General features: G+C 71.7%; 16 protein-coding genes. 12 read left to right on the top strand and 4 right to left on the bottom strand.

From position 1 onward, the window contains the following. Positions 1-8: 8 nt before the first annotated feature. From ACZ4V6_RS07025 to ACZ4V6_RS07005, 5 genes are all read left to right on the top strand, one after another. Positions 9-833, top strand: coding sequence for a helix-turn-helix domain-containing protein (locus ACZ4V6_RS07025; protein WP_467824327.1), 825 nt, complete (start codon positions 9-11; stop codon positions 831-833). Between the two features lie 66 nt (positions 834-899). Beyond that, the gene (locus ACZ4V6_RS07020) at positions 900-2360 is read left to right on the top strand and encodes an aldehyde dehydrogenase family protein (RefSeq protein WP_467823326.1); all 1461 of its coding nucleotides are present in this window, start codon (positions 900-902) and stop codon (positions 2358-2360) included. A gap of 59 nt (positions 2361-2419) precedes the next feature. Next, a complete protein-coding gene (locus tag ACZ4V6_RS07015) occupies positions 2420-3061 on the top strand; it encodes a PadR family transcriptional regulator (protein WP_467823323.1) in 642 nt (213 codons plus the stop codon). Positions 3062-3137: 76 nt separating this feature from the next. Continuing rightward, positions 3138-4079, top strand: a complete 942-nt coding sequence (locus ACZ4V6_RS07010; RefSeq protein ID WP_467823320.1) for an ATP-binding cassette domain-containing protein — start codon at positions 3138-3140, stop codon at positions 4077-4079. Further along, positions 4076-4837, top strand: a complete 762-nt coding sequence (locus tag ACZ4V6_RS07005) for an ABC transporter permease (RefSeq protein ID WP_467823318.1) — start codon at positions 4076-4078, stop codon at positions 4835-4837. The genes ACZ4V6_RS07010 and ACZ4V6_RS07005 overlap by 4 nt, the downstream gene beginning before the upstream one ends. Before the next feature lie 55 nt (positions 4838-4892). On the opposite strand, the gene ACZ4V6_RS07000 is transcribed toward ACZ4V6_RS07005, so the two are convergent. Then, complete coding sequence (locus ACZ4V6_RS07000; RefSeq protein ID WP_467823316.1) at positions 4893-6317, bottom strand: glutamate decarboxylase; 1425 nt, start codon at positions 6315-6317, stop codon at positions 4893-4895. 99 nt (positions 6318-6416) lie between these two features. Here ACZ4V6_RS07000 and ACZ4V6_RS06995 point away from each other — a divergent pair, with 99 nt between their 5' ends. Continuing rightward, positions 6417-7178, top strand: coding sequence for a MerR family transcriptional regulator (locus tag ACZ4V6_RS06995; protein WP_467823314.1), 762 nt, complete (start codon positions 6417-6419; stop codon positions 7176-7178). A gap of 21 nt (positions 7179-7199) precedes the next feature. On the opposite strand, the gene ACZ4V6_RS06990 is transcribed toward ACZ4V6_RS06995, so the two are convergent. Next, positions 7200-7565, bottom strand: coding sequence for a YbjQ family protein (locus ACZ4V6_RS06990; protein WP_467823311.1), 366 nt, complete (start codon positions 7563-7565; stop codon positions 7200-7202). Positions 7566-7699: 134 nt separating this feature from the next. On the opposite strand from ACZ4V6_RS06990, the gene ACZ4V6_RS06985 reads away from it, so the two are divergent. Next, positions 7700-8818, top strand: coding sequence for a DedA family protein (locus ACZ4V6_RS06985; RefSeq protein WP_467823310.1), 1119 nt, complete (start codon positions 7700-7702; stop codon positions 8816-8818). A 22-nt stretch (positions 8819-8840) separates the two neighbouring features. Here ACZ4V6_RS06985 and ACZ4V6_RS06980 read toward each other — a convergent pair whose 3' ends face one another. Together ACZ4V6_RS06980 and ACZ4V6_RS06975 are read right to left on the bottom strand one after the other, a co-directional pair. Then, positions 8841-10553, bottom strand: a complete 1713-nt coding sequence (locus ACZ4V6_RS06980; RefSeq protein WP_467823308.1) for a threonine/serine exporter family protein — start codon at positions 10551-10553, stop codon at positions 8841-8843. Positions 10554-10666: 113 nt separating this feature from the next. Further along, a complete protein-coding gene (locus tag ACZ4V6_RS06975) occupies positions 10667-11158 on the bottom strand; it encodes an inorganic diphosphatase (RefSeq protein WP_006132604.1) in 492 nt (163 codons plus the stop codon). Positions 11159-11237: 79 nt separating this feature from the next. On the opposite strand from ACZ4V6_RS06975, the gene dacB reads away from it, so the two are divergent. From dacB to ftsH, 5 genes are all read left to right on the top strand, one after another. Continuing rightward, positions 11238-12839, top strand: coding sequence for a D-alanyl-D-alanine carboxypeptidase/D-alanyl-D-alanine endopeptidase (gene dacB / locus ACZ4V6_RS06970; RefSeq protein WP_467823306.1), 1602 nt, complete (start codon positions 11238-11240; stop codon positions 12837-12839). A 212-nt stretch (positions 12840-13051) separates the two neighbouring features. Beyond that, positions 13052-14179 carry a zinc-dependent metalloprotease gene (locus tag ACZ4V6_RS06965; protein ID WP_467823303.1) on the top strand — a complete coding sequence of 376 codons (1128 nt, stop codon included), beginning with the start codon at positions 13052-13054 and terminating at the stop codon, positions 14177-14179. Between the two features lie 189 nt (positions 14180-14368). Further along, on the top strand, positions 14369-15415 hold the full coding sequence (tilS, locus tag ACZ4V6_RS06960; RefSeq protein WP_467823301.1) for a tRNA lysidine(34) synthetase TilS: 1047 nt from the start codon (positions 14369-14371) through the stop codon (positions 15413-15415). Positions 15416-15508: 93 nt separating this feature from the next. After that, on the top strand, positions 15509-16048 hold the full coding sequence (gene hpt, locus ACZ4V6_RS06955) for a hypoxanthine phosphoribosyltransferase (protein WP_467824325.1): 540 nt from the start codon (positions 15509-15511) through the stop codon (positions 16046-16048). A 174-nt stretch (positions 16049-16222) separates the two neighbouring features. Further along, positions 16223-18262, top strand: a complete 2040-nt coding sequence (gene ftsH, locus ACZ4V6_RS06950) for an ATP-dependent zinc metalloprotease FtsH (RefSeq protein WP_467824322.1) — start codon at positions 16223-16225, stop codon at positions 18260-18262. Positions 18263-18307: the final 45 nt, after the last annotated feature.

Here is an 18307-nt window from a genome sequence, read left to right as displayed (position 1 = left end):
TGCGGCGCATGCTGCTCGGATCACAACTCAGGCGACTGCGTGAGACGCGGGGGATCACGCGCGAGGCGGCGGGCTACTCGATCCGCGCCTCGGAATCGAAGATCAGCCGGATGGAGCTGGGCCGGGTGAGCTTCAAGACGAGGGACGTCGAGGACCTGCTGACGCTGTACGGCATCACGGACGAGCAGGAGCGCGCCTCCCTGCTCTCCCTGGCCAAGGAGGCCAACGTCGCCGGCTGGTGGCACAGTTACTCCGACGTGCTGCCCAGCTGGTTCCCCACCTACGTGGGCCTCGAGGGCGCGGCGTCGCTGATCCGCGTGTACGAGGTGCAGTTCGTCCACGGCCTGCTGCAGACCGAGGAGTACGCCCACGCGGTCGTCCGGCGCGGGATGAAGGGCGCGAGCGAGGCGGACGTCGAGCGCCGGGTGGCGCTGCGCCTGGAGCGGCAGAAGCGCCTCGTCGCCGAGAACGCCCCCGAGTTCCGCATCGTCCTGGACGAGGCCGCGCTGCGCCGCCCGTACGGCGACCGCGCGGTGATGCGCGGGCAGCTCCAGCACCTGATCGACATGTCGGAACGCCCCAATGTGCGGCTTCAGGTCATGCCGTTCGGCTTCGGCGGCCACTCGGGCGAGAGTGGCGCGTTCACGATCCTCAGCTTCCCCGAGTCCGACCTCTCGGACGTCGTGTACCTGGAGCAGCTCACCAGCGCCCTGTACCTGGACAAGCGCGAGGACGTCGCCCAGTACGAGACGGCGCTCGAGGAACTCCAGCAGGACAGCCCGGGGCCGGACGAGAGCCGGGACCTTCTGCGGGGTCTTCTCCAACTCTCTTGAAACATAAGTACGATGACGCTCAATCAGGTGGCCGGCCATGCGGCAGCTAGGGGATTGAGGGATCACATGTCGTCGTACTTCACCGACCTCGCCCAGCAGTACATCGACGGCGAGTGGCGCCCGGGCACCGGTTCCTGGGACATCATCGACTTCAACCCGTACGACAACGAGAAGCTGGCCTCGATCACGACAGCCACCGTCGACGAGGTCGACGCCGCGTACCGGGCGGCCGAGCGCGCGCAGAAGCGGTGGGCGGCGACGAACCCGTACGCGCGCCGCTCGGTGTTCGAGAGGGCGCTGCGGCTCGTGGAGGAGCGCGAGGAGGAGATCGGCGAGGCGATCGTCGCCGAGCTGGGCGGCACGCGGCTGAAGGCCGCCTTCGAGCTGCACCTCGCCAAGGAGTTCCTGCGCGAGGCCGTCCACCTGGCGCTGCGTCCCGAGGGCCGGATCATCCCCTCGCCGGCCGACGGCAAGGAGAACCGCGTCTACCGGGTGCCGGTCGGCGTGGTGGGCGTCATCAGCCCCTTCAACTTCCCCTTCCTGCTCTCCCTGAAGTCGGTCGCCCCGGCCCTCGCCCTCGGCAACGGCGTCGTCCTCAAGCCGCACCAGAACACGCCGATCGTCGGCGGCACCCTGGTCGCGAAGCTCTTCGAGGACGCCGGTCTGCCGGGCGGCCTGCTCAACGTCGTGGTCACCGACATCGCGGAGATCGGCGACGCCTTCCTGGAGCACCCGGTCCCGAAGGTGATCTCCTTCACCGGCTCGGACACGGTGGGCCGCCACGTGGCCACCGTCTGTGCCGCGCACTTCAAGCGCTCGGTGCTCGAACTGGGCGGCAACAGCGCCCTGGTGGTCCTCGACGACGCCGACGTCGACTACGCGGTCGACGCCGCCGTCTTCAGCCGCTTCGTCCACCAGGGCCAGGTCTGCATGGCCGCCAACCGCGTGCTGGTCGACCGCGCGGTCGCCGACGAGTTCACCGAGAAGTTCGTCGCCAAGGTGAGGACCCTCAAGGCCGGCGACCCGAGCGACCCGTCGACCGTCATCGGCCCGGTGATCAACTCCTCGCAGGCGGACGCGCTGACCGGCGTGGTCGAGCAGGCGCTCGCCGAGGGCGCGACCGCCCTGGTGCGCGGCACGACCACCGACAACCTCGTCACGCCGTCGGTCCTGACCGGCCTGCCCGCCGACTCCGCCCTGCTGAAGCAGGAGGTCTTCGGCCCGATCGCCTTCCTCGTCCCCTTCGACGGTGAGGAAGAGGCCGTGCGCCTGGTCAACGACACCCCGTACGGCTTGAGCGGTGCGGTGCACACGGGGAACGTCGAGCGGGGCGTGCGCTTCGCCCAGCAGATCGACACCGGCATGTTCCACGTGAACGACGGCACCGTGCACGACGAGCCGATCGTGCCCTTCGGCGGCGAGAAGCACTCCGGCATCGGCCGGCTGAACGGCGACACGATGCTGGACGCGTTCACCACGCAGAAGTGGATCTCGGTGCAGCACGGCCGGAGCGGTTTCCCGTTCTGACCGTTCCGGCGGGCGGCACCGGCGCGGGACCTGCCGCGCGGGCACCTAGGCTGGACCCCATGTCAGTGATCCGTCTCCTGGTGCTCGGCGCGGTCCGTCAGCACGGGCGGGCCCACGGCTACCAGGTGCGCAACGACCTGGAGTACTGGGGCGCGCACGAGTGGTCCAACGCCAAGCCCGGCTCGATCTACCACGCGCTGAAGCAGATGGCCAAGCAGGGACTGCTGCACGCGCACGAGATCGCCCCGTCGACCGCGGGCGGCCCGCCGCGCACGGAGTACGAGATCACCGAGAAGGGCACCGAGGAGTACTTCGCCCTGCTGCGGGAGTCCCTGACCGCCTACGACCAGAAGCCGGACGTGCTCTCCGCCGGGCTCGGCTTCATGGTCGACCTCGGCCGCGAGGAGGTGCTGGCCCTCCTGGAGGAACGGATCCGGGCCATCGAGGAGTGGCGCGAGTCCGTCACCACGTACTACACGCCCGAGGACGGTCCCGGGCAGCTCGGCCACATCGGCGAGATCATGAACCTCTGGGTGCACTCCGCCGACACCGGCGCCGAGTGGACCCGCGCGCTCGTGGAGCGCATCCGCAAGGGCGCGTACACCTTCGCCGGCGAGGGCGAGCCGTTCGTCGGCGTCCTGGCGGAGGGCGAGGGGAACCCGTACGCGACGGGGGAGCGGCATCCCGGGGATGCCGGCTAATCAAGTTTGACCAGACGTGCGGACGGGAGTACTTTCCCTTATCGAGTAGTCAAATTTGACTAACAGGGGAGGCGCAGTGGCCGATGCGGCGATCACCGTCGAAGGGGCACGCAAGGAGTACGGCGGCAAGCACGCGCTGGACGGGCTCGACCTGACGGTCGCGCGGGGCACGGTGCACGGGGTGCTCGGCCCCAACGGCGCGGGCAAGACCACCCTGGTCCGGATCCTGTCCACCCTGCTGCGGCCGGACGCGGGCCGGATCGAGGTGGCCGGCCACGACGTCGTCACCGACGCGTACGCCGTACGGCTGCGCATCGGCCTGCTCGGCCAGCACGCGGCGCTCGACGAGGAGCTCGGCGGCCGGCAGAACCTGGAGATGTTCGGCCGCCTGCACCACCTGGGCGCCCGGCGGGCACGCGCGCGCGCCGGTGAACTGCTGGAGCGCTTCGGCCTCACCGGCACCGGACGCAAGCCGGTCGGCGCCTACAGCGGCGGCATGCGGCGCCGCCTGGACCTCGCGGCGTCCCTGATCACCGAGCCGGAGGTGCTCTTCCTGGACGAACCGACCACCGGCCTCGACCCGCGGGGCCGGGCCGAGGTGTGGGAGTCGGTCCGCTCCCTGGTCGGCGGCGGCACGACGGTCCTGCTCACCACCCAGTACCTGGAGGAGGCCGACCAGCTCGCCGACCGCATCTGCGTCGTCGACGCCGGCCGGGTCGTCGCCGACGGCACGGCGGACGAACTGAAGGCCGCCACCGGCGGCGACCGCATCGACGTCGTCCTGCGCGACGCCGGCCGGCTGGGCGCCGTGGCCGCCCTGCTGCCGCTCCCCGGCGTCCGCGTCGACCCCGACCGCCGGCTGCTCAGCGCGCCGGTCACCGACCGGACGGCGGCGTTCTCCGGCGTCGTACGGGCGCTGCGGGAGGCCGGGGCCGAGGCCGAGGACGTGGCCCTGCGCCGGCCGACCCTGGACGAGGTGTTCCTGCACCTCACCGACCACGCCGAGGAGGCCGTGTGACCGCCTTCGCCCTGACCGACTCCTGGACCATGACCCGCCGCGAGCTGGCCCGCTGGGCGCGACAGCCCGTCACGGTCGTCGTCAACCTGGTCTTCCCCGTCATGCTGCTGCTGATGTTCGGCTACCTGGTCGGCGGCGGCCGGGGCGTGAACGGCGCCTACGTCGACTACCTGGTCCCCGGGATGCTGGCGCTCACCATGGCCTTCGGCCTGGAGGGCACCATGATCGCCGTCACCCGGGACCTCGACAAGGGCGTCATCGACCGCTTCCGCTCGCTGCCGATGGCGAACGGGGCGGTACTGGTGGGCCGTTCGGCCGCCGACATGCTCCAGTCGGTGGCGGGGCTCGCGGTGATGACCGCGGTCGGGTACGCGCTCGGCTGGCGCGCCCACGGCGGTGCCGGCGCGTTCCTGGGCGCGATGGGCCTGCTCCTGCTCTTCCGGTTCGCCATGCTGTGGATCGGCATCTTCCTGGCCCTGGTGGCGGGCAGGCCCGAGCTGGTGCAGGCGGTGCAGATCCTGGTCTGGCCGGTCGGTTTCCTCTCCAACGCCTTCGCCGCGCCGGACTCCATGCCCGGCTGGCTGGGCACGGTCGTCCGGTGGAACCCGATGTCCCAGACCGCCACGGCCGTGCGCGACCTGTTCGGCGGCCCCGGCGGCGAGCCCGGGCACCTGTGGGCGGCCGTCGCCTGGCCGCTGGCGCTGCTCGCCGTGTTCTTCCCCCTGGCGGTCCGCAGGTTCGCGCGCCTGAGCCGGTAGGCACCGGTGGGCGCGAGGGGTGCCGTCCGGATCGGGCCGGCTCCGGAGGGCACCCCTAGTGATGGAATCCGGTCGCCGCGCCCTTGTCGTGGGTCAGGGGGTGCGGCTGACGGCGCAGGTCCGGCAGCAGCCGCTCCAGGTCGCCCATGAGCAGGTCCGCCATGTCGGCCGAGAACCCGTTGCGGCACACCACCCGCAGCACGGACAGGTCCTCGCGGTGCGGCGGGAAGGTGTACGCGGGCACCAGCCAGCCGCTCTCGCGCAGCCGCCGGGAGACGTCGAAGACGTCGTACGCCGTCACGTCGTCCGCCGTGGTGAACGCGAACACGGGCAGCTGGTCGCCCCGCGTCAGCAGCCGGAAGTCGCCGAGCGCCTCCACCCGCTCGGCCAGGCCCCGGGCCACGTCCCGCGAGTTCTGCTGCACGGCCCGGTAGCCCTCGCGGCCCAGCCGCAGGAAGGTGTAGTACTGCGCGACCACCTGCGCGCCGGGCCGCGAGAAGTTCAGCGCGAAGGTCGGCATGTCGCCGCCCAGGTAGTTGACCCGGAACACCAGCTCCTCGGGCAGCGCGTCCGCGTCCCGCCACAGCGCCCAGCCGACGCCGGGGTAGACCAGCCCGTACTTGTGCCCCGAGGTGTTGATCGAGGCGACCCTCGGCAGCCGGAAGTCCCACACCAGGTCCTCGTCCAGGAAGGGCGCGACCATGCCGCCGGAGGCCCCGTCCACGTGCACGGGGACGTCGAGGCCGGTCCGCTCCTGGAGCGCGTCCAGGGCCGCGCACAGGTCGGCGACCGGCTCGTAGGACCCGTCGAAGGTGGAACCGAGGATGCCGACGACGCCGATCGTGTTCTCGTCGCACAGCTCGACGGCGGCCTGCGGGTCGATGTGGAAGCGGTCCCCCTCCATGGGCACCTGACGGGCCTCCACCTCCCAGAAGTTGCAGAACTTGTCCCAGCAGACCTGGACGTTCACGCCCATCACCAGATTGGGCCGCACGTCCTTCGCCGGATACCGGTCGGCGTTCCGCAGCGCCCACCGCCGCTTCAGCGCCATCCCGGCCAGCATGCACGCCTCGCTCGAACCCGTCGTCGAACAGCCCACGGCCACCGACGGGTCGGGCGCGTGCCACAGGTCGGCGAGCATCGCCACGCAGCGCCGCTCCAGCTCGGCGGTGCGCGGGTACTCGTCCTTGTCGATCATGTTCTTGTCCCGGCACTCGCCCATCAGCACCCCGGCCTGCGGCTCCATCCAGGTGGTGACGAAGGTGGCCAGGTTCAGCCGGGCGTTGCCGTCCAGCATCAGCTCGTCGTGGACCAGCTCGTACGCCGTCGACGGCGGCAGGGGGGAGTCCGGGAGGCGGTGCACGGGCGGCGCCTCGGTCATGCCGCCGAGAGGATTCGCCTGGCCGTGGAAGGGGTTGGCGGCGAGCCGACGCCGGCCGGCGTCTTCGCGGCGCGGGTGGTGACCGTGGTGCAGTGGCATGCGTCCGACGGTAGGTCCGGGACATGAGCCGCGCACCCGGGCTTGCACCTCACGTGACGTGAGGCGGCAGCGTGGACGGCGTCACAGAAGGGAGCGGAAGTGAGCTACTCCGTGGGACAGGTGGCCGGCTTCGCCGGGGTGACGGTGCGCACCCTGCACCACTACGACGACATCGGCCTGCTCGTCCCGGGCGAGCGCAGCCACGCGGGTCACCGGCGCTACGGCGACGCCGACCTCGACCGGCTGCAGCAGATCCTGTTCTACCGCGAGCTCGGCTTCCCGCTCGACGAGGTCGCCGCCCTGCTCGACGACCCGGCCGCGGACCCGCGTGCGCACCTGCGCCGCCAGCACGAGCTGCTGACCGCCCGGATCGAGAAGCTGCAGAAGATGGCGGCGGCCGTGGAGCACGCCATGGAGGCACGCAGCATGGGCATCAACCTCACGCCCGAGGAGAAGTTCGAGGTCTTCGGCGACTTCGACCCCGACCAGTACGAGGAGGAGGTCCAGGAGCGCTGGGGCGACACCGACGCCTACCGCCAGTCCGAGCAGAAGGCCGCCTCGTACACGAAGGAGGACTGGCAGCGCATCCAGGACGAGGCCGACGAGCTCACCCGGCGCTTCGTGGCCCTGATGGAGGCCGGTGAGCCCGCCGACTCCGAGGCGGCCATGGACGTCGCCGAGGACCACCGGCAGGGGATCGCCCGCAACCACTACGACTGCGGGTACGAGATGCACACCTGCCTGGGCGAGATGTACGTGTCGGACGAACGTTTCACGCGGAACATCGACGCCGCCGAGCCGGGCCTCGCCGCCTACATGCGCGACGCGATCCTCGCCAACGCCGTCCGGCACACCTCCTGAGCGGTGGTCGTGGGCCGGGTCTCACTCCCGGGCCACGACCACCGCCGTCCCGTAGGCGCACACCTCGGTGCCCACGTCCGCCGCCTCGGTCACGTCGAAGCGGAACGCCAGCACCGCGTTGGCGCCCCGCGCGCGTGCCTGCTCCACGAGCCGCTCCATGGCCTGGTTGCGGGTCTCGACGAGGGTCTTGGTGAGCCCGCGCAGCTCCCCGCCGACCAGGGACTTCAGCCCGGCGCCGATCTGGCTCCCCAGGTGCCGGGAGCGTACGGTCAGTCCGAAGACCTCCCCGAGCACCTCCTGCACGCGGTGCCCGGGCAGGTCGTTCGTGGTGACGACGAGTACGTCGGGCCGAGGGCCCTGTCCGCCGCCGTATTCTTCGATTCCCATGGTTCACAGGGTTCCCCGGCCGGACGCACAGCGCACCCCTCGGGCGGCCGTGGAACCTGGGCCCCGACGGCCGCGTTGATACGTTGGGGCAGCCAAAGCCCCCGCCCGCCCCCCAGTGCAGGAGCCACAATCCCGTGACCACGCTTGCGCTCGGCCCCGAGTGGCTGAGCCCGGACTACCTGATCGAGACCTTCAGCCTGGCCGGCATCCTGCTGATCGTCTTCGCCGAGTCCGGTCTCTTCGCGTTCCTGCCCGGCGACTCGCTGCTGTTCACCGCGGGTCTCTTCGTCGCCCAAGGGCAGTACATCAGCCAGCCGCTGTGGCTGGTGTGCACCCTGATCGTGGCCGCCGCCGTCCTCGGCGACCAGGTCGGCTACATGATCGGCAAGTTCTTCGGCCCGAAGCTCTTCAACCGGCCCAACTCCAGACTCTTCAAGCAGGAGAACCTGGAGAAGGCCCACGAGTTCATGGAGAAGTACGGTCCCAAGGCGATCGTCCTGGCCCGCTTCGTGCCGATCGTGCGCACCTTCGCCCCCATCGTGGCGGGCGCCGGGCGCATGAAGTACCGCACGTTCCTCACGTACAACGTCATCGGCGGCGTGGCCTGGGGCACGGGCGTCACCCTCGCGGGGTACTGGCTCGGGCAGATCGAGTTCATCCGCACCAACGTCGAGGCGATCCTCGTCCTGATCGTCCTGGTCTCGGTCGTCCCGATCGGCATCGAGTACCTCCGCGAGCGCGGGAAGAAGAAGCGCGCCGCCGCGGCCGGGCCGGTGCCTCCGGCGGCCCAGCAGCGCCCCGAGCAGCCCCAGTACCCGGTCATGGACGACGCGACGACCCAGCTCCGCCGCGTGGACCCGTACCAGCAGCACCACCACCAGCAGCCGCAGCACCACCAGCAGCCGCAGCAGCACCAGCAGCAGCCGCAGCACCAGCAGCAGCCGCAGCAGCACCAGCAGCAGCCGCAGCACCAGCAGCAGCCGCAGCAGCACCAGCAGCAGCCGCAGCACCAGCAGCAGCCGCAGCACCACCAGCAGCCGCAGCACCACCAGCAGCAGCCGCAGCACCACCAGCAGCCGCAGCAGCACCAGCAGCAGTACGACCAGGGCTACGACGGCCAGCAGCCCTACGGCAATCAGCAGCCCTACGGCGGCCAGCGGCAGCCGTACGCGCAGCAGTACCCGCAGGGCTACGGCCGGCAGCCCCACGGCGACCGGCAAGACGGTCAGTACCCGTACGACCAGGGCCACTGAAGCACCCCGAAGGGGCGCGGCGTCAGAAACCCCGCGTCCGCTTCGCGGCCCGCCTGCCCGCCGCGCTCGCGGCCCCCGGCACCTTCAGGAACAACCGGGAGATCTCCCCGCCGAGATTCACCCCGATGGCGATGGCCATGGCGAGCGCCACCGCCTTGGACAGCGACAGCAGCCCCGCGTCCACCTTGCTCTGCGCGATCGCCAGCAGTCCGAAGTACGTCGCCGAACCGGGCAGCAGCGGTCCGATCGCCGCGGTCGTGTACGGCAGCGCCGACGCGAACCGGTACCGGGACATCAGCTGCCCGAACAGGCCCACCAGCCCCGCCGCGGCGGCCGTGGAGGCCACCGGCGAGATGTCGCCGGCGTAGTGCATGGCGCCGTACACGCACCAGGCGACGCCACCGTTCAGGGTCACCGCCAGCACGGTGGACCGCTCCTGCTGGAGCAGGATCGCGAAGGCCAGCGACAGCAGCATCGAGGCGAAGATCTGCACGACCGGCTCGTCGCCCGTGCCCAGCGCGGCGTCCGGGTTGAGCTTGGCGCCCACCTGGACGCCGAAGTACAGCACCACCAGCACCCCGCCGACGATGCTGACGAAGAAGTACATGACCTCCAGCAGGCGCGCGGCGGCCGTGATGTAGAAGCCGGTCAGACCGTCCTGCACGCCCGCGACCAGCGCCCGCCCCGGCAGCAGGGCGAACAGGCCACCGGTGATGACCGCGGACGCCTTCACGTCGACGTGCGTCAGCGTCAGCGCGATGCCGATCGCGGCCGGCGGCATCGCGGCCACCGCGAACTGGTAGAACTCCGGCAGCCCGCGCCCCGCGCACAGCCACGCCAGCCGGTCGCCGAGCATCGCGCCGAACAGCGCCGCGAAGAACACGATCACGTCACCGCCGACCAGCAGCGAGGCCGCGCCGGCCAGCGCGCCGCTCGCCGCGGTCAGGACCCAGGTCGGGTACGGGTGCCGGTTGCGGCGGATCTCCGCGAGGCGCCGGTAGGCCTCCTCCAGGGAGATGTGCGTGTCCGGGTCGCTGAGGTCGTCCACCAGCTGGAACACGGCCGCGAGCCGCGTGTAGTCGGTGCCCCGGCGGCGCACCGTCCGTGACGCCGTCACCGGGTCCTCGACCAGGGACGGCTGGTGGGAGATCGACAGCAGCGTGAAGGTGACGTTCGGCTCGCAGCGGTCCAGGCCGTAGGAACGGCAGACCGCGAACATCGCGGCCTCCACGTCCTCGGCGCCCTCACCGCCCGCCAGCAGCAGCTCCCCGATGCGCAGCGTCAGGTCGAGCACGCGCGGCACGGCGGGACCCGCGTCGTCGTCGTGCCGCTGCGCCGTCTCCGGCGCGGGCCGCTCGGCCACCGGCATGCGCAGCATCAAGCGCATCCGGTCCTGCCACGGCGCGTCCTTGGTCAGGCTCACCGCCGGGATCCCGCCCGCCGGGGTGAACGCGGCCGGCGCGCTCCACGCGCTGTACGTGCTCGGCGTGCTGAACGCCGACCCCTCCGACTCGGCGGGCGGCGCCGGGGGCACGTCCAGCCCCTCCGGCAGCGCGAACTCCGACGTCGTCTCGGACTCCGATCCGGTGGGCCGCGGGACGGCCAGCCCCTGCGGGATCTCGAACTCGGACGTCGTCGACGACTCGCCGTCGGCCGACGCCGCGACCCCATGGGGCTGCCGGAAGGCGCTGTGCGCCTCGTCCGACTGCGGCTTGCGGTCCTCGGCCTCCGTCACCTGCGTAACGCTCCCTGGTACGAACACACCCTCCTGTAGCCCTCAGTATGCGCACCCAAACGTGAACGGGCCGCACGCGCTCGCGTGCGGCCCGTTGGCGGGAGGGGTGCTGCTCAGTGGCCGCCCTGCTCCTTGAAGCGCTTGTAGGACCGCTCGATCTCGGCCTCCGCGTCGACACGGCCGACCCAGTTGGCGCCCTCGACCGACTTGCCCGGCTCCAGGTCCTTGTAGACCTCGAAGAAGTGCTGGATCTCCAGGCGGTCGAACTCCGACACGTGGTGAATGTCCCGCAGGTGCTCCACACGGGGGTCGGTCGACGGCACGCACAGCAGCTTGTCGTCGCCGCCGGCCTCGTCGGTCATGCGGAACATGCCGATCGCGCGGCAGCGGATCAGGCAGCCCGGGAAGGTCGGCTCGTCCAGGATGACCAGCGCGTCCAGCGGGTCGCCGTCCTCGCCGAGGGTGTTCTCGACGAAGCCGTAGTCGGTCGGGTAGGCGGTCGAGGTGAACAGGCGGCGGTCCAGGCGGATACGACCGGTCTCGTGGTCCACCTCGTACTTGTTCCGCGAACCCTTCGGGATCTCGATCGTGACGTCGAACTCCACCGGACGCTCCTCCATGATCAGCACATAGTTCTGGTGGTTAAGTGTCCCTCACGCAGGTGTGTGATCGCGAAAGGGGCTGGTGGTAGTGCCAGAGCTGAGGCCTTGGCGGGCCGCGAGACCGCACGTGGTGCGGGCCGCGGGCGCCGTACGACCGCGTCTCGCACGCGCCGCCCGGGCCGCCGGACCGCGTCTGACGCGGCTCGCGCGGGCCACGGCACCGCAGCTCACCCGCGGTCCGAGGACCTGGCAGTACACCGCCGGCGCCGCCACCGCCGGGCTGGCACTGGCCGCCGGTGTGGTGACCGCCGTCGGCCCCTGGGACTCCACGGGTCAGCGTACGGCCGAGCGGGACCGGGCAGTCGCCCCGGAACGCACGGGTGGCGCAGATCACGGCCGCGGAACCGCCGGCCCCGGCGCGGCCTCCGGGACGCCCCGGCCCGCCCCCAGCGCCGCGTCCGTGCTGACCGCCCTCGCCGGCGCCTCCGGCGCCGCTCCCGGCGGCGTCAAGGCGGCACCGCGCGGCGAGGCCCTCGCCGACGCCCTCGGCCCCCTGCTCGCCGACCCGGCGCTCGGCGCCCGGAACGGGGCGGCGGTCGTCGACCTCACCACCGGCGAGCGCCTGTACGGGCAGGGCGCCGGCACCCCGCTGACCCCCGCCTCCACCACCAAGATCGCCACGGCGGTCGCCGCCCTCAGCGCCCTCGGCCCCGACCACCGCCTCACCACCCGCACCGCCCTGGAGACCGACACGGGCGAGCTCGTCCTGGTGGGCGGCGGCGACCCCACCCTCACCGCCCGCACGAACGCCCACGGCCTCGCGAGCCTGCGCACCCTCGCCGGGAAGACCGCCGCGGCCCTGAAGAAGCGGGGCGTGCGCGAGGTGACGCTGTCGTACGACACGTCCCTCTACGCCGGTACGCGGACGCACCCGATCGGGGTCAACGAGAACCTCGCCCCCGTCACCGCCCTGATGGCCGACGAGGCCCGCACGGACGACTCCGACAGCGGCCCGGCCCCGCGCGCGGCGGACCCGGCGGCGGAGGCGGCCCGCGCCTTCGCGGGCTTCCTGGGCGAGCACGGCGTCACGGCGTCGGCCCCGGGCCCCTCCAAGGCCACCGCCCGCGCCGCCACCCTCGCCACCGTCTCCTCGCCCCCGCTGTCCGCCCTGGTGGAGCGGATGCTGACCAACAGCGACAACGACATCGCCGAGGCACTGGCCCGCCACACGGCCGTGGCGGCCGGGCACCCCGCCGACTTCGACGGCGTCTCCGCCGCCCTCACCGCCCGGCTGGAGCGGCTCGGTCTGCCCGTGCGGGGCGCGGTGTTCCACGACGGCAGCGGCCTGGACCGCACCGACCGGATCACCGCCGACCTCCTCACGGCCCTGCTCGCCGAGGCGGCCGACCCCGCCCGGCCCGAACTCCGCCCGGTCCTCACCGGTCTCCCCGTCGCCGGATTCACCGGCACGCTGAGCGGCCGCTACACGGACGGCGCGGCCGGTCTCGTCCGCGCCAAGACCGGCACCCTGACCGGTGTGAACACCCTCGCCGGCACCGTGGCCACCCCCGACGGCCACCTCCTGGCCTTCGCCTTCCTGGCCCACGACACGACGGACCCCCGGGCGGCCCAGACGGCCCTGGACAGAGCGGCGACGGAACTGGCGGCCTGCGCCTGCGCCTAGCCGCGTTCCGTCCGCTGCCGTTCCGCCGTGGGCGGGCGTTCCGCACGGCGACGGGGGTGCTTCTCGTGCCGTTCGGGCAAGGGGGGAGGGCGGGCACGGCCCGCGGCGCCGGGTGCCGTCGCGACGGACCTCGCCCGGCCGGTCCGGGGCCCGCCCGCCCCACCGCCCCGCACGGCCTGCCCCGAGCGGCAGCGCTCACGTACCGTTGAGGAATGACGAGCATCGGCGCATCTTCCGGCATGGTCGACTGGAATCTCGCGGTGGCGACCGCGACCCGGCTCGTACGGCCGGGCCCCGAGGTGAGCCGCGACGAGGCCCGGGCCGTCGTCGCGGAGCTCCGCCGCCACGCCAAGGCCTCGGAGGAACACGTCCGGGGCTTCACCCGTATGGCCACCGACGAGGCCCACGACACCCCCGTCCTCGTCGTCGACCGCCCCGGCTGGGTCCGGGCGAACGTCGCCGGGTTCCGGGAGCTCCTCAAACCCCTGCTCGAGAAGATGCAGGAGCGCCGCGGCGGCTCCCCGGGCGGCGCCGTCCTCGGCGCCGTCGGCGGCAAGGTCACCGGCGTGGAGCTGGGCATGCTGCTGTCCTTCCTGTCCTCCCGCGTCCTCGGCCAGTACGAGACCTTCGCCCCGGCCACCCGAGAGCTCCCCGCCGGCGCGAACGGCGGCGGCCGGCTGCTGCTCGTCGCGCCGAACATCGTCCACGTCGAGCGCGAACTCGACGTCGAACCCCACGACTTCCGCCTGTGGGTGTGCCTGCACGAGGAGACGCACCGCACGCAGTTCACCGCCGTGCCCTGGCTGCGCGACCACCTCGAGGGCGAGATCCAGTCGTTCCTCGCGGAGACCGACGTCGACCCCATGACCGTGCTGGAGCGCGTCCGCGAGGCCGCCCAGACGCTCGCCGGGGGCCGCCCCGAGGGCGAGGAGGACGACGGCGGCCGGTCGCTCGTCGAGCTGGTGCAGACCCCCGCCCAGCGGGAGGTCCTCAGCCGTCTCACCGCCGTGATGTCCCTGCTGGAGGGCCACGCGGACTTCGTGATGGACGGGGTCGGCCCCGCGGTCGTGCCGAGCGTGGGGGAGATCCGCGAGAAGTTCCAGCAGCGCCGTGCCAAGGGTGCCTCCCGTCTCGACATGGCCCTGCGCAAGCTGCTCGGCCTGGACGCCAAGCTCCGCCAGTACCGGGACGGCGAGCGCTTCGTACGGGCCGTCGTCGACGAGTGCGGCATGGACGGCTTCAACCGCGTGTGGACCTCGCCCAACACCCTCCCCACCAAGTCGGAGATCGCCAAACCGGCGGACTGGATCGCGCGGGTGCACCGCAAGCCGGAGGCGTGAGCCCTGCGGACGGGGCGCGAACGGATCCGGCCGTCGGCGGACGAACGCCCCTTTCACCCGTCCGAGGGACCGAAAGCCTTCGGCGGGCGTGCGATGCTCGGGGAACGGCCCGTTTCTGTCACCATCTACACACTCTGTGTGACCGAACCTCGGGCTCACCCCCCGAAAACTTCATGAAGGGCACCGGACATGGGTCCCCATCCTGCGGTCGCGGCGATACGCCTGGCGGTCCGCCGCGTCCTCCACGACATCCTCACCGAACTGAACACCACGGCCGACGTCCCCGCGGGGACGGCCGCCGAGCGCGCGCCCGGACGTCCGCCGGCGCCGCTCGTGCTCGTGGCCTGCTCCGGCGGCGCCGACTCGATGGCGCTCGCCTCCGCCCTGGCCTTCGAGGCCCCCCGGCTCGGCGTCCGCGCCGGCGGCGTCACCGTCGACCACGGCCTGCAGAGCGGTTCCGACCTGCGTGCCGAGGAAGTCGTCCTGCGCCTGCGCGAACTCGGCCTGGACCCCGTCGAGGCGACCTCCGTGACCGTCGGCCGCGCCGGCGGACCCGAGGCGGCCGCCCGTGACGCACGCTACGCCGCCCTGGACGCCGCCGCCGCCCGGCACGGCGCCGCCGCCGTCCTGCTCGGGCACACCCGCGACGACCAGGCCGAGACCGTCCTGCTGGGCCTCGCCCGCGGCTCCGGCATCCGCTCCCTGTCGGGCATGGCCGCGGTCTCGGGGGCCGGCGGCCGTTACCGGCGCCCTTTCCTCCAGGTCGACCGGCAGACCGCCCGCAAGGCCTGCATGGTCCAGTCCCTGCCCGTCTGGGACGATCCTCACAACGCGGATCCCGCGTACACCCGTTCCCGGCTGCGCCACGAGGGCCTGCCCGCCCTGGAGAAGGCCCTCGGCAAGGGAGTCGTCGAGGCCCTCGCCCGTACGGCCCAGCTCTCCCGGGACGACGCCGACGCCCTCGACACCTGGGCCCGCCAGGCCGAGGCCGGCGTCCGTGACGCCACCGGCGTCCTGGAGTGCGCCAAGCTCTACGCCCTGCCGCCCGCCGTACGCCGCAGGATCCTGCGGCGCGCCGCCATCGAGGCCGGTGCCCCGGCCGGTGCGCTGTTCGCCCGCCACATCGAGGAAGTCGACCGGCTGATCACCGGCTGGCGCGGCCAGGGGGCCATCAACCTCCCCGGCAAAGTCGTCGCCCGGCGCCAGGGTGGCAGACTGGTGATTCGGCAAGGCTGAATCCGGATCCTCCCACCGACCCGACCGGGTCACCGGGGTGATCCGGAGTGGCCGGTGGGACGACCGAAAGTGATGCGGGTGGACGCGAACGACATGGGTGCCGACCTCGAGAAGGTGCTCATCACCAAGGAAGAGATCGACGCGAAGCTGGCCGAACTGGCCGCGAAGATCGACGCGGAGTACGAGGGCAAGGACCTGCTCATCGTCGGTGTCCTCAAGGGCGCCGTGATGGTCATGGCCGACCTCGCCCGGTCGCTGTCCACCCCCGTCACCATGGACTGGATGGCGGTGTCCTCGTACGGCGCGGGCACCCAGTCCTCCGGGGTGGTGCGGATCCTCAAGGACCTCGACACCGACATCAAGGGCAGGCACGTCCTGATCGTCGAGGACATCATCGACTCCGGCCTGACCCTGTCCTGGCTGATCTCCAACCTCGGCTCGCGCGAGCCCGCCTCCCTCAAGGTGTGCACGCTGCTGCGCAAGCCCGACGCCGCCAAGGTGGCCATCGACGTGGAGTGGGTCGGCTTCGACATCCCCAACGAGTTCGTCGTCGGCTACGGACTCGACTACGCCGAGAAGTACCGGAACCTGCCGTTCGTCGGTACGCTCGCGCCCCACGTCTACGGTGGCTAGCACAGCCCCGTAGGGCGGAACGGGAACCCCGGGGGCCCGCGCGCCGTTGGAGCATGCAGACGGGACGTCGGCCGTCCTGTGCGGCTTCGGGCCACCAGGCTGGGGTACCGTCAGAAGAACTGTCTTATCAAACTCACTATGGCAGGAGGGACGGGGCGGCACCGCTCCGTGTGGATGGACGTGAAGCGATACTTCCGTGGGCCGGTCATGTGGATCGTGCTGGCCGTCCTTGCCGTGGTCGTGTTGATGCAGGTCGTCGGCTCGTCCGGCGGCTACAAGACGGTGGACACTGGCCAGGTCGTCCAGGCGATCAACGACAACAAGGTCGAGTCGGCCAAGCTGACCACCGGTGACGAGCAGATCATCAAGGTCCAGCTCAAGGACGGCGAGAAGATCAAGGGCAGCTCGAAGATCCAGGCGAGCTACATCGGCGACCAGGGCGTGACCATCGCCGGCACCCTGCAGAACAAGTACCAGGACAAGCAGATCCCCGACGGCTACACCGTGTCGCCGTCCAAGCAGAACGCGTTCGTCGGCATCCTGCTGTCCCTGCTGCCGTTCGTCCTGATCGTGGTCGTCTTCCTGTTCCTGATGAACCAGATGCAGGGCGGCGGCTCCCGGGTCATGAACTTCGGGAAGTCCAAGGCGAAGCTCATCACCAAGGACACCCCCAAGACGACGTTCGCCGACGTCGCCGGCTCGGACGAGGCGGTCGAGGAACTCCACGAGATCAAGGAGTTCCTCCAGGAGCCGGCGAAGTTCCAGGCCGTCGGCGCCAAGATCCCCAAGGGCGTCCTGCTCTACGGGCCTCCCGGCACCGGCAAGACCCTGCTCGCGCGCGCCGTCGCGGGCGAGGCGGGCGTGCCGTTCTACTCGATCTCCGGTTCCGACTTCGTCGAGATGTTCGTCGGTGTCGGTGCCTCCCGAGTGCGTGACCTGTTCGAGCAGGCCAAGGCGAACGCCCCGGCCATCGTCTTCGTCGACGAGATCGACGCGGTCGGCCGCCACCGCGGCGCCGGCCTCGGCGGCGGTCACGACGAGCGCGAGCAGACGCTGAACCAGCTGCTCGTCGAGATGGACGGCTTCGACGTCAAGGGCGGCGTGATCCTCATCGCCGCGACGAACCGGCCCGACATCCTCGACCCGGCGCTGCTGCGCCCCGGCCGCTTCGACCGGCAGATCGCCGTCGACCGGCCGGACATGCAGGGCCGTCTGGAGATCCTCAAGGTCCACCAGAAGGGCAAGCCGGTCGCCCCGGACGTCGACCTGTCGGCCGTCGCCCGCCGCACGCCCGGCATGACCGGTGCCGATCTGGCCAACGTGCTGAACGAGGCCGCGCTGCTGACGGCCCGCAGCGACCAGAAGCTGATCGACAACCACATGCTGGACGAGGCGATCGACCGCGTGGTCGCGGGCCCGCAGAAGCGGACCCGGATCATGTCGGACAAGGAGAAGAAGATCACCGCGTACCACGAGGGCGGTCACGCCCTGGTCGCGGCGGCCTCGCCGAACTCCGACCCGGTCCACAAGATCACGATCCTCTCCCGCGGCCGCGCCCTCGGCTACACGATGGTGCTCCCGGACGAGGACAAGTACTCGACCACGCGCAACGAGATGCTCGACCAGCTCGCCTACATGCTGGGCGGCCGCGCGGCCGAGGAACTGGTCTTCCACGACCCGACGACCGGTGCCGCCAACGACATCGAGAAGGCCACCGGCGTGGCCCGCGCGATGGTCACGCAGTACGGCATGACCGAGCGTCTCGGCGCGATCAAGTTCGGCGGCGACAACACCGAGCCCTTCCTCGGCCGTGAGATGGCGCACCAGCGCGACTACTCGGAAGAGGTCGCCGCGCTGGTCGACGAAGAGGTCAAGAAGCTCATCGAGACGGCGCACAACGAGGCCTGGGAGATCCTGGTCGAGAACCGCGACGTCCTCGACAACCTCGTCCTCGCCCTGCTGGAGAAGGAGACGCTCGGCAAGGAGGAGATCGCCGAGATCTTCGCCCCGATCGTCAAGCGTCCGCCCCGGCCCGCCTGGACCGGTTCCTCCCGCCGCACCCCCTCGACCCGCCCGCCGGTGCTCTCCCCCAAGGAGCTCGCGCTGACGAACGGGGCGAACGGTGCGACGGCGGCGATCTCCACCGTCAAGAGCACCACCACGGAGCCCGCCCCGGCACCGGAACGAGCCCCGGAGGACCGCCCGGAGAGCTGACCGAGGCCCTCCCCGCGGCCCACCGGGCCCGGAATGTATGCCGGC

The organism is Streptomyces sp. NPDC029152 (assembly GCF_055564355.1).
Note: the sequence above shows the minus strand (reverse complement) of the source record. Positions and strands in the feature narration are given on the sequence as shown.

Bases quoted from the DNA above. Each gene is read 5' to 3' on its own strand.
- ACZ4V6_RS06965 (WP_467823303.1), top strand. From the start codon at position 13,052: ATGACGAGCATCGGCGCATCTTCCGGCATGGTCGACTGGAATCTCGCG.
- ACZ4V6_RS07020 (WP_467823326.1), top strand. From the start codon at position 900: ATGTCGTCGTACTTCACCGACCTCGCCCAGCAGTACATCGACGGCGAG.
- hpt (WP_467824325.1), top strand. From the start codon at position 15,509: ATGGGTGCCGACCTCGAGAAGGTGCTCATCACCAAGGAAGAGATCGAC.
- ACZ4V6_RS06990 (WP_467823311.1), bottom strand. From the start codon at position 7,565: ATGGGAATCGAAGAATACGGCGGCGGACAGGGCCCTCGGCCCGACGTA.
- ftsH (WP_467824322.1), top strand. From the start codon at position 16,223: ATGGACGTGAAGCGATACTTCCGTGGGCCGGTCATGTGGATCGTGCTG.
- ACZ4V6_RS07015 (WP_467823323.1), top strand. From the start codon at position 2,420: ATGTCAGTGATCCGTCTCCTGGTGCTCGGCGCGGTCCGTCAGCACGGG.
- ACZ4V6_RS07025 (WP_467824327.1), top strand. From the start codon at position 9: ATGCTGCTCGGATCACAACTCAGGCGACTGCGTGAGACGCGGGGGATC.
- tilS (WP_467823301.1), top strand. From the start codon at position 14,369: ATGGGTCCCCATCCTGCGGTCGCGGCGATACGCCTGGCGGTCCGCCGC.
- ACZ4V6_RS07000 (WP_467823316.1), bottom strand. From the start codon at position 6,317: ATGCCACTGCACCACGGTCACCACCCGCGCCGCGAAGACGCCGGCCGG.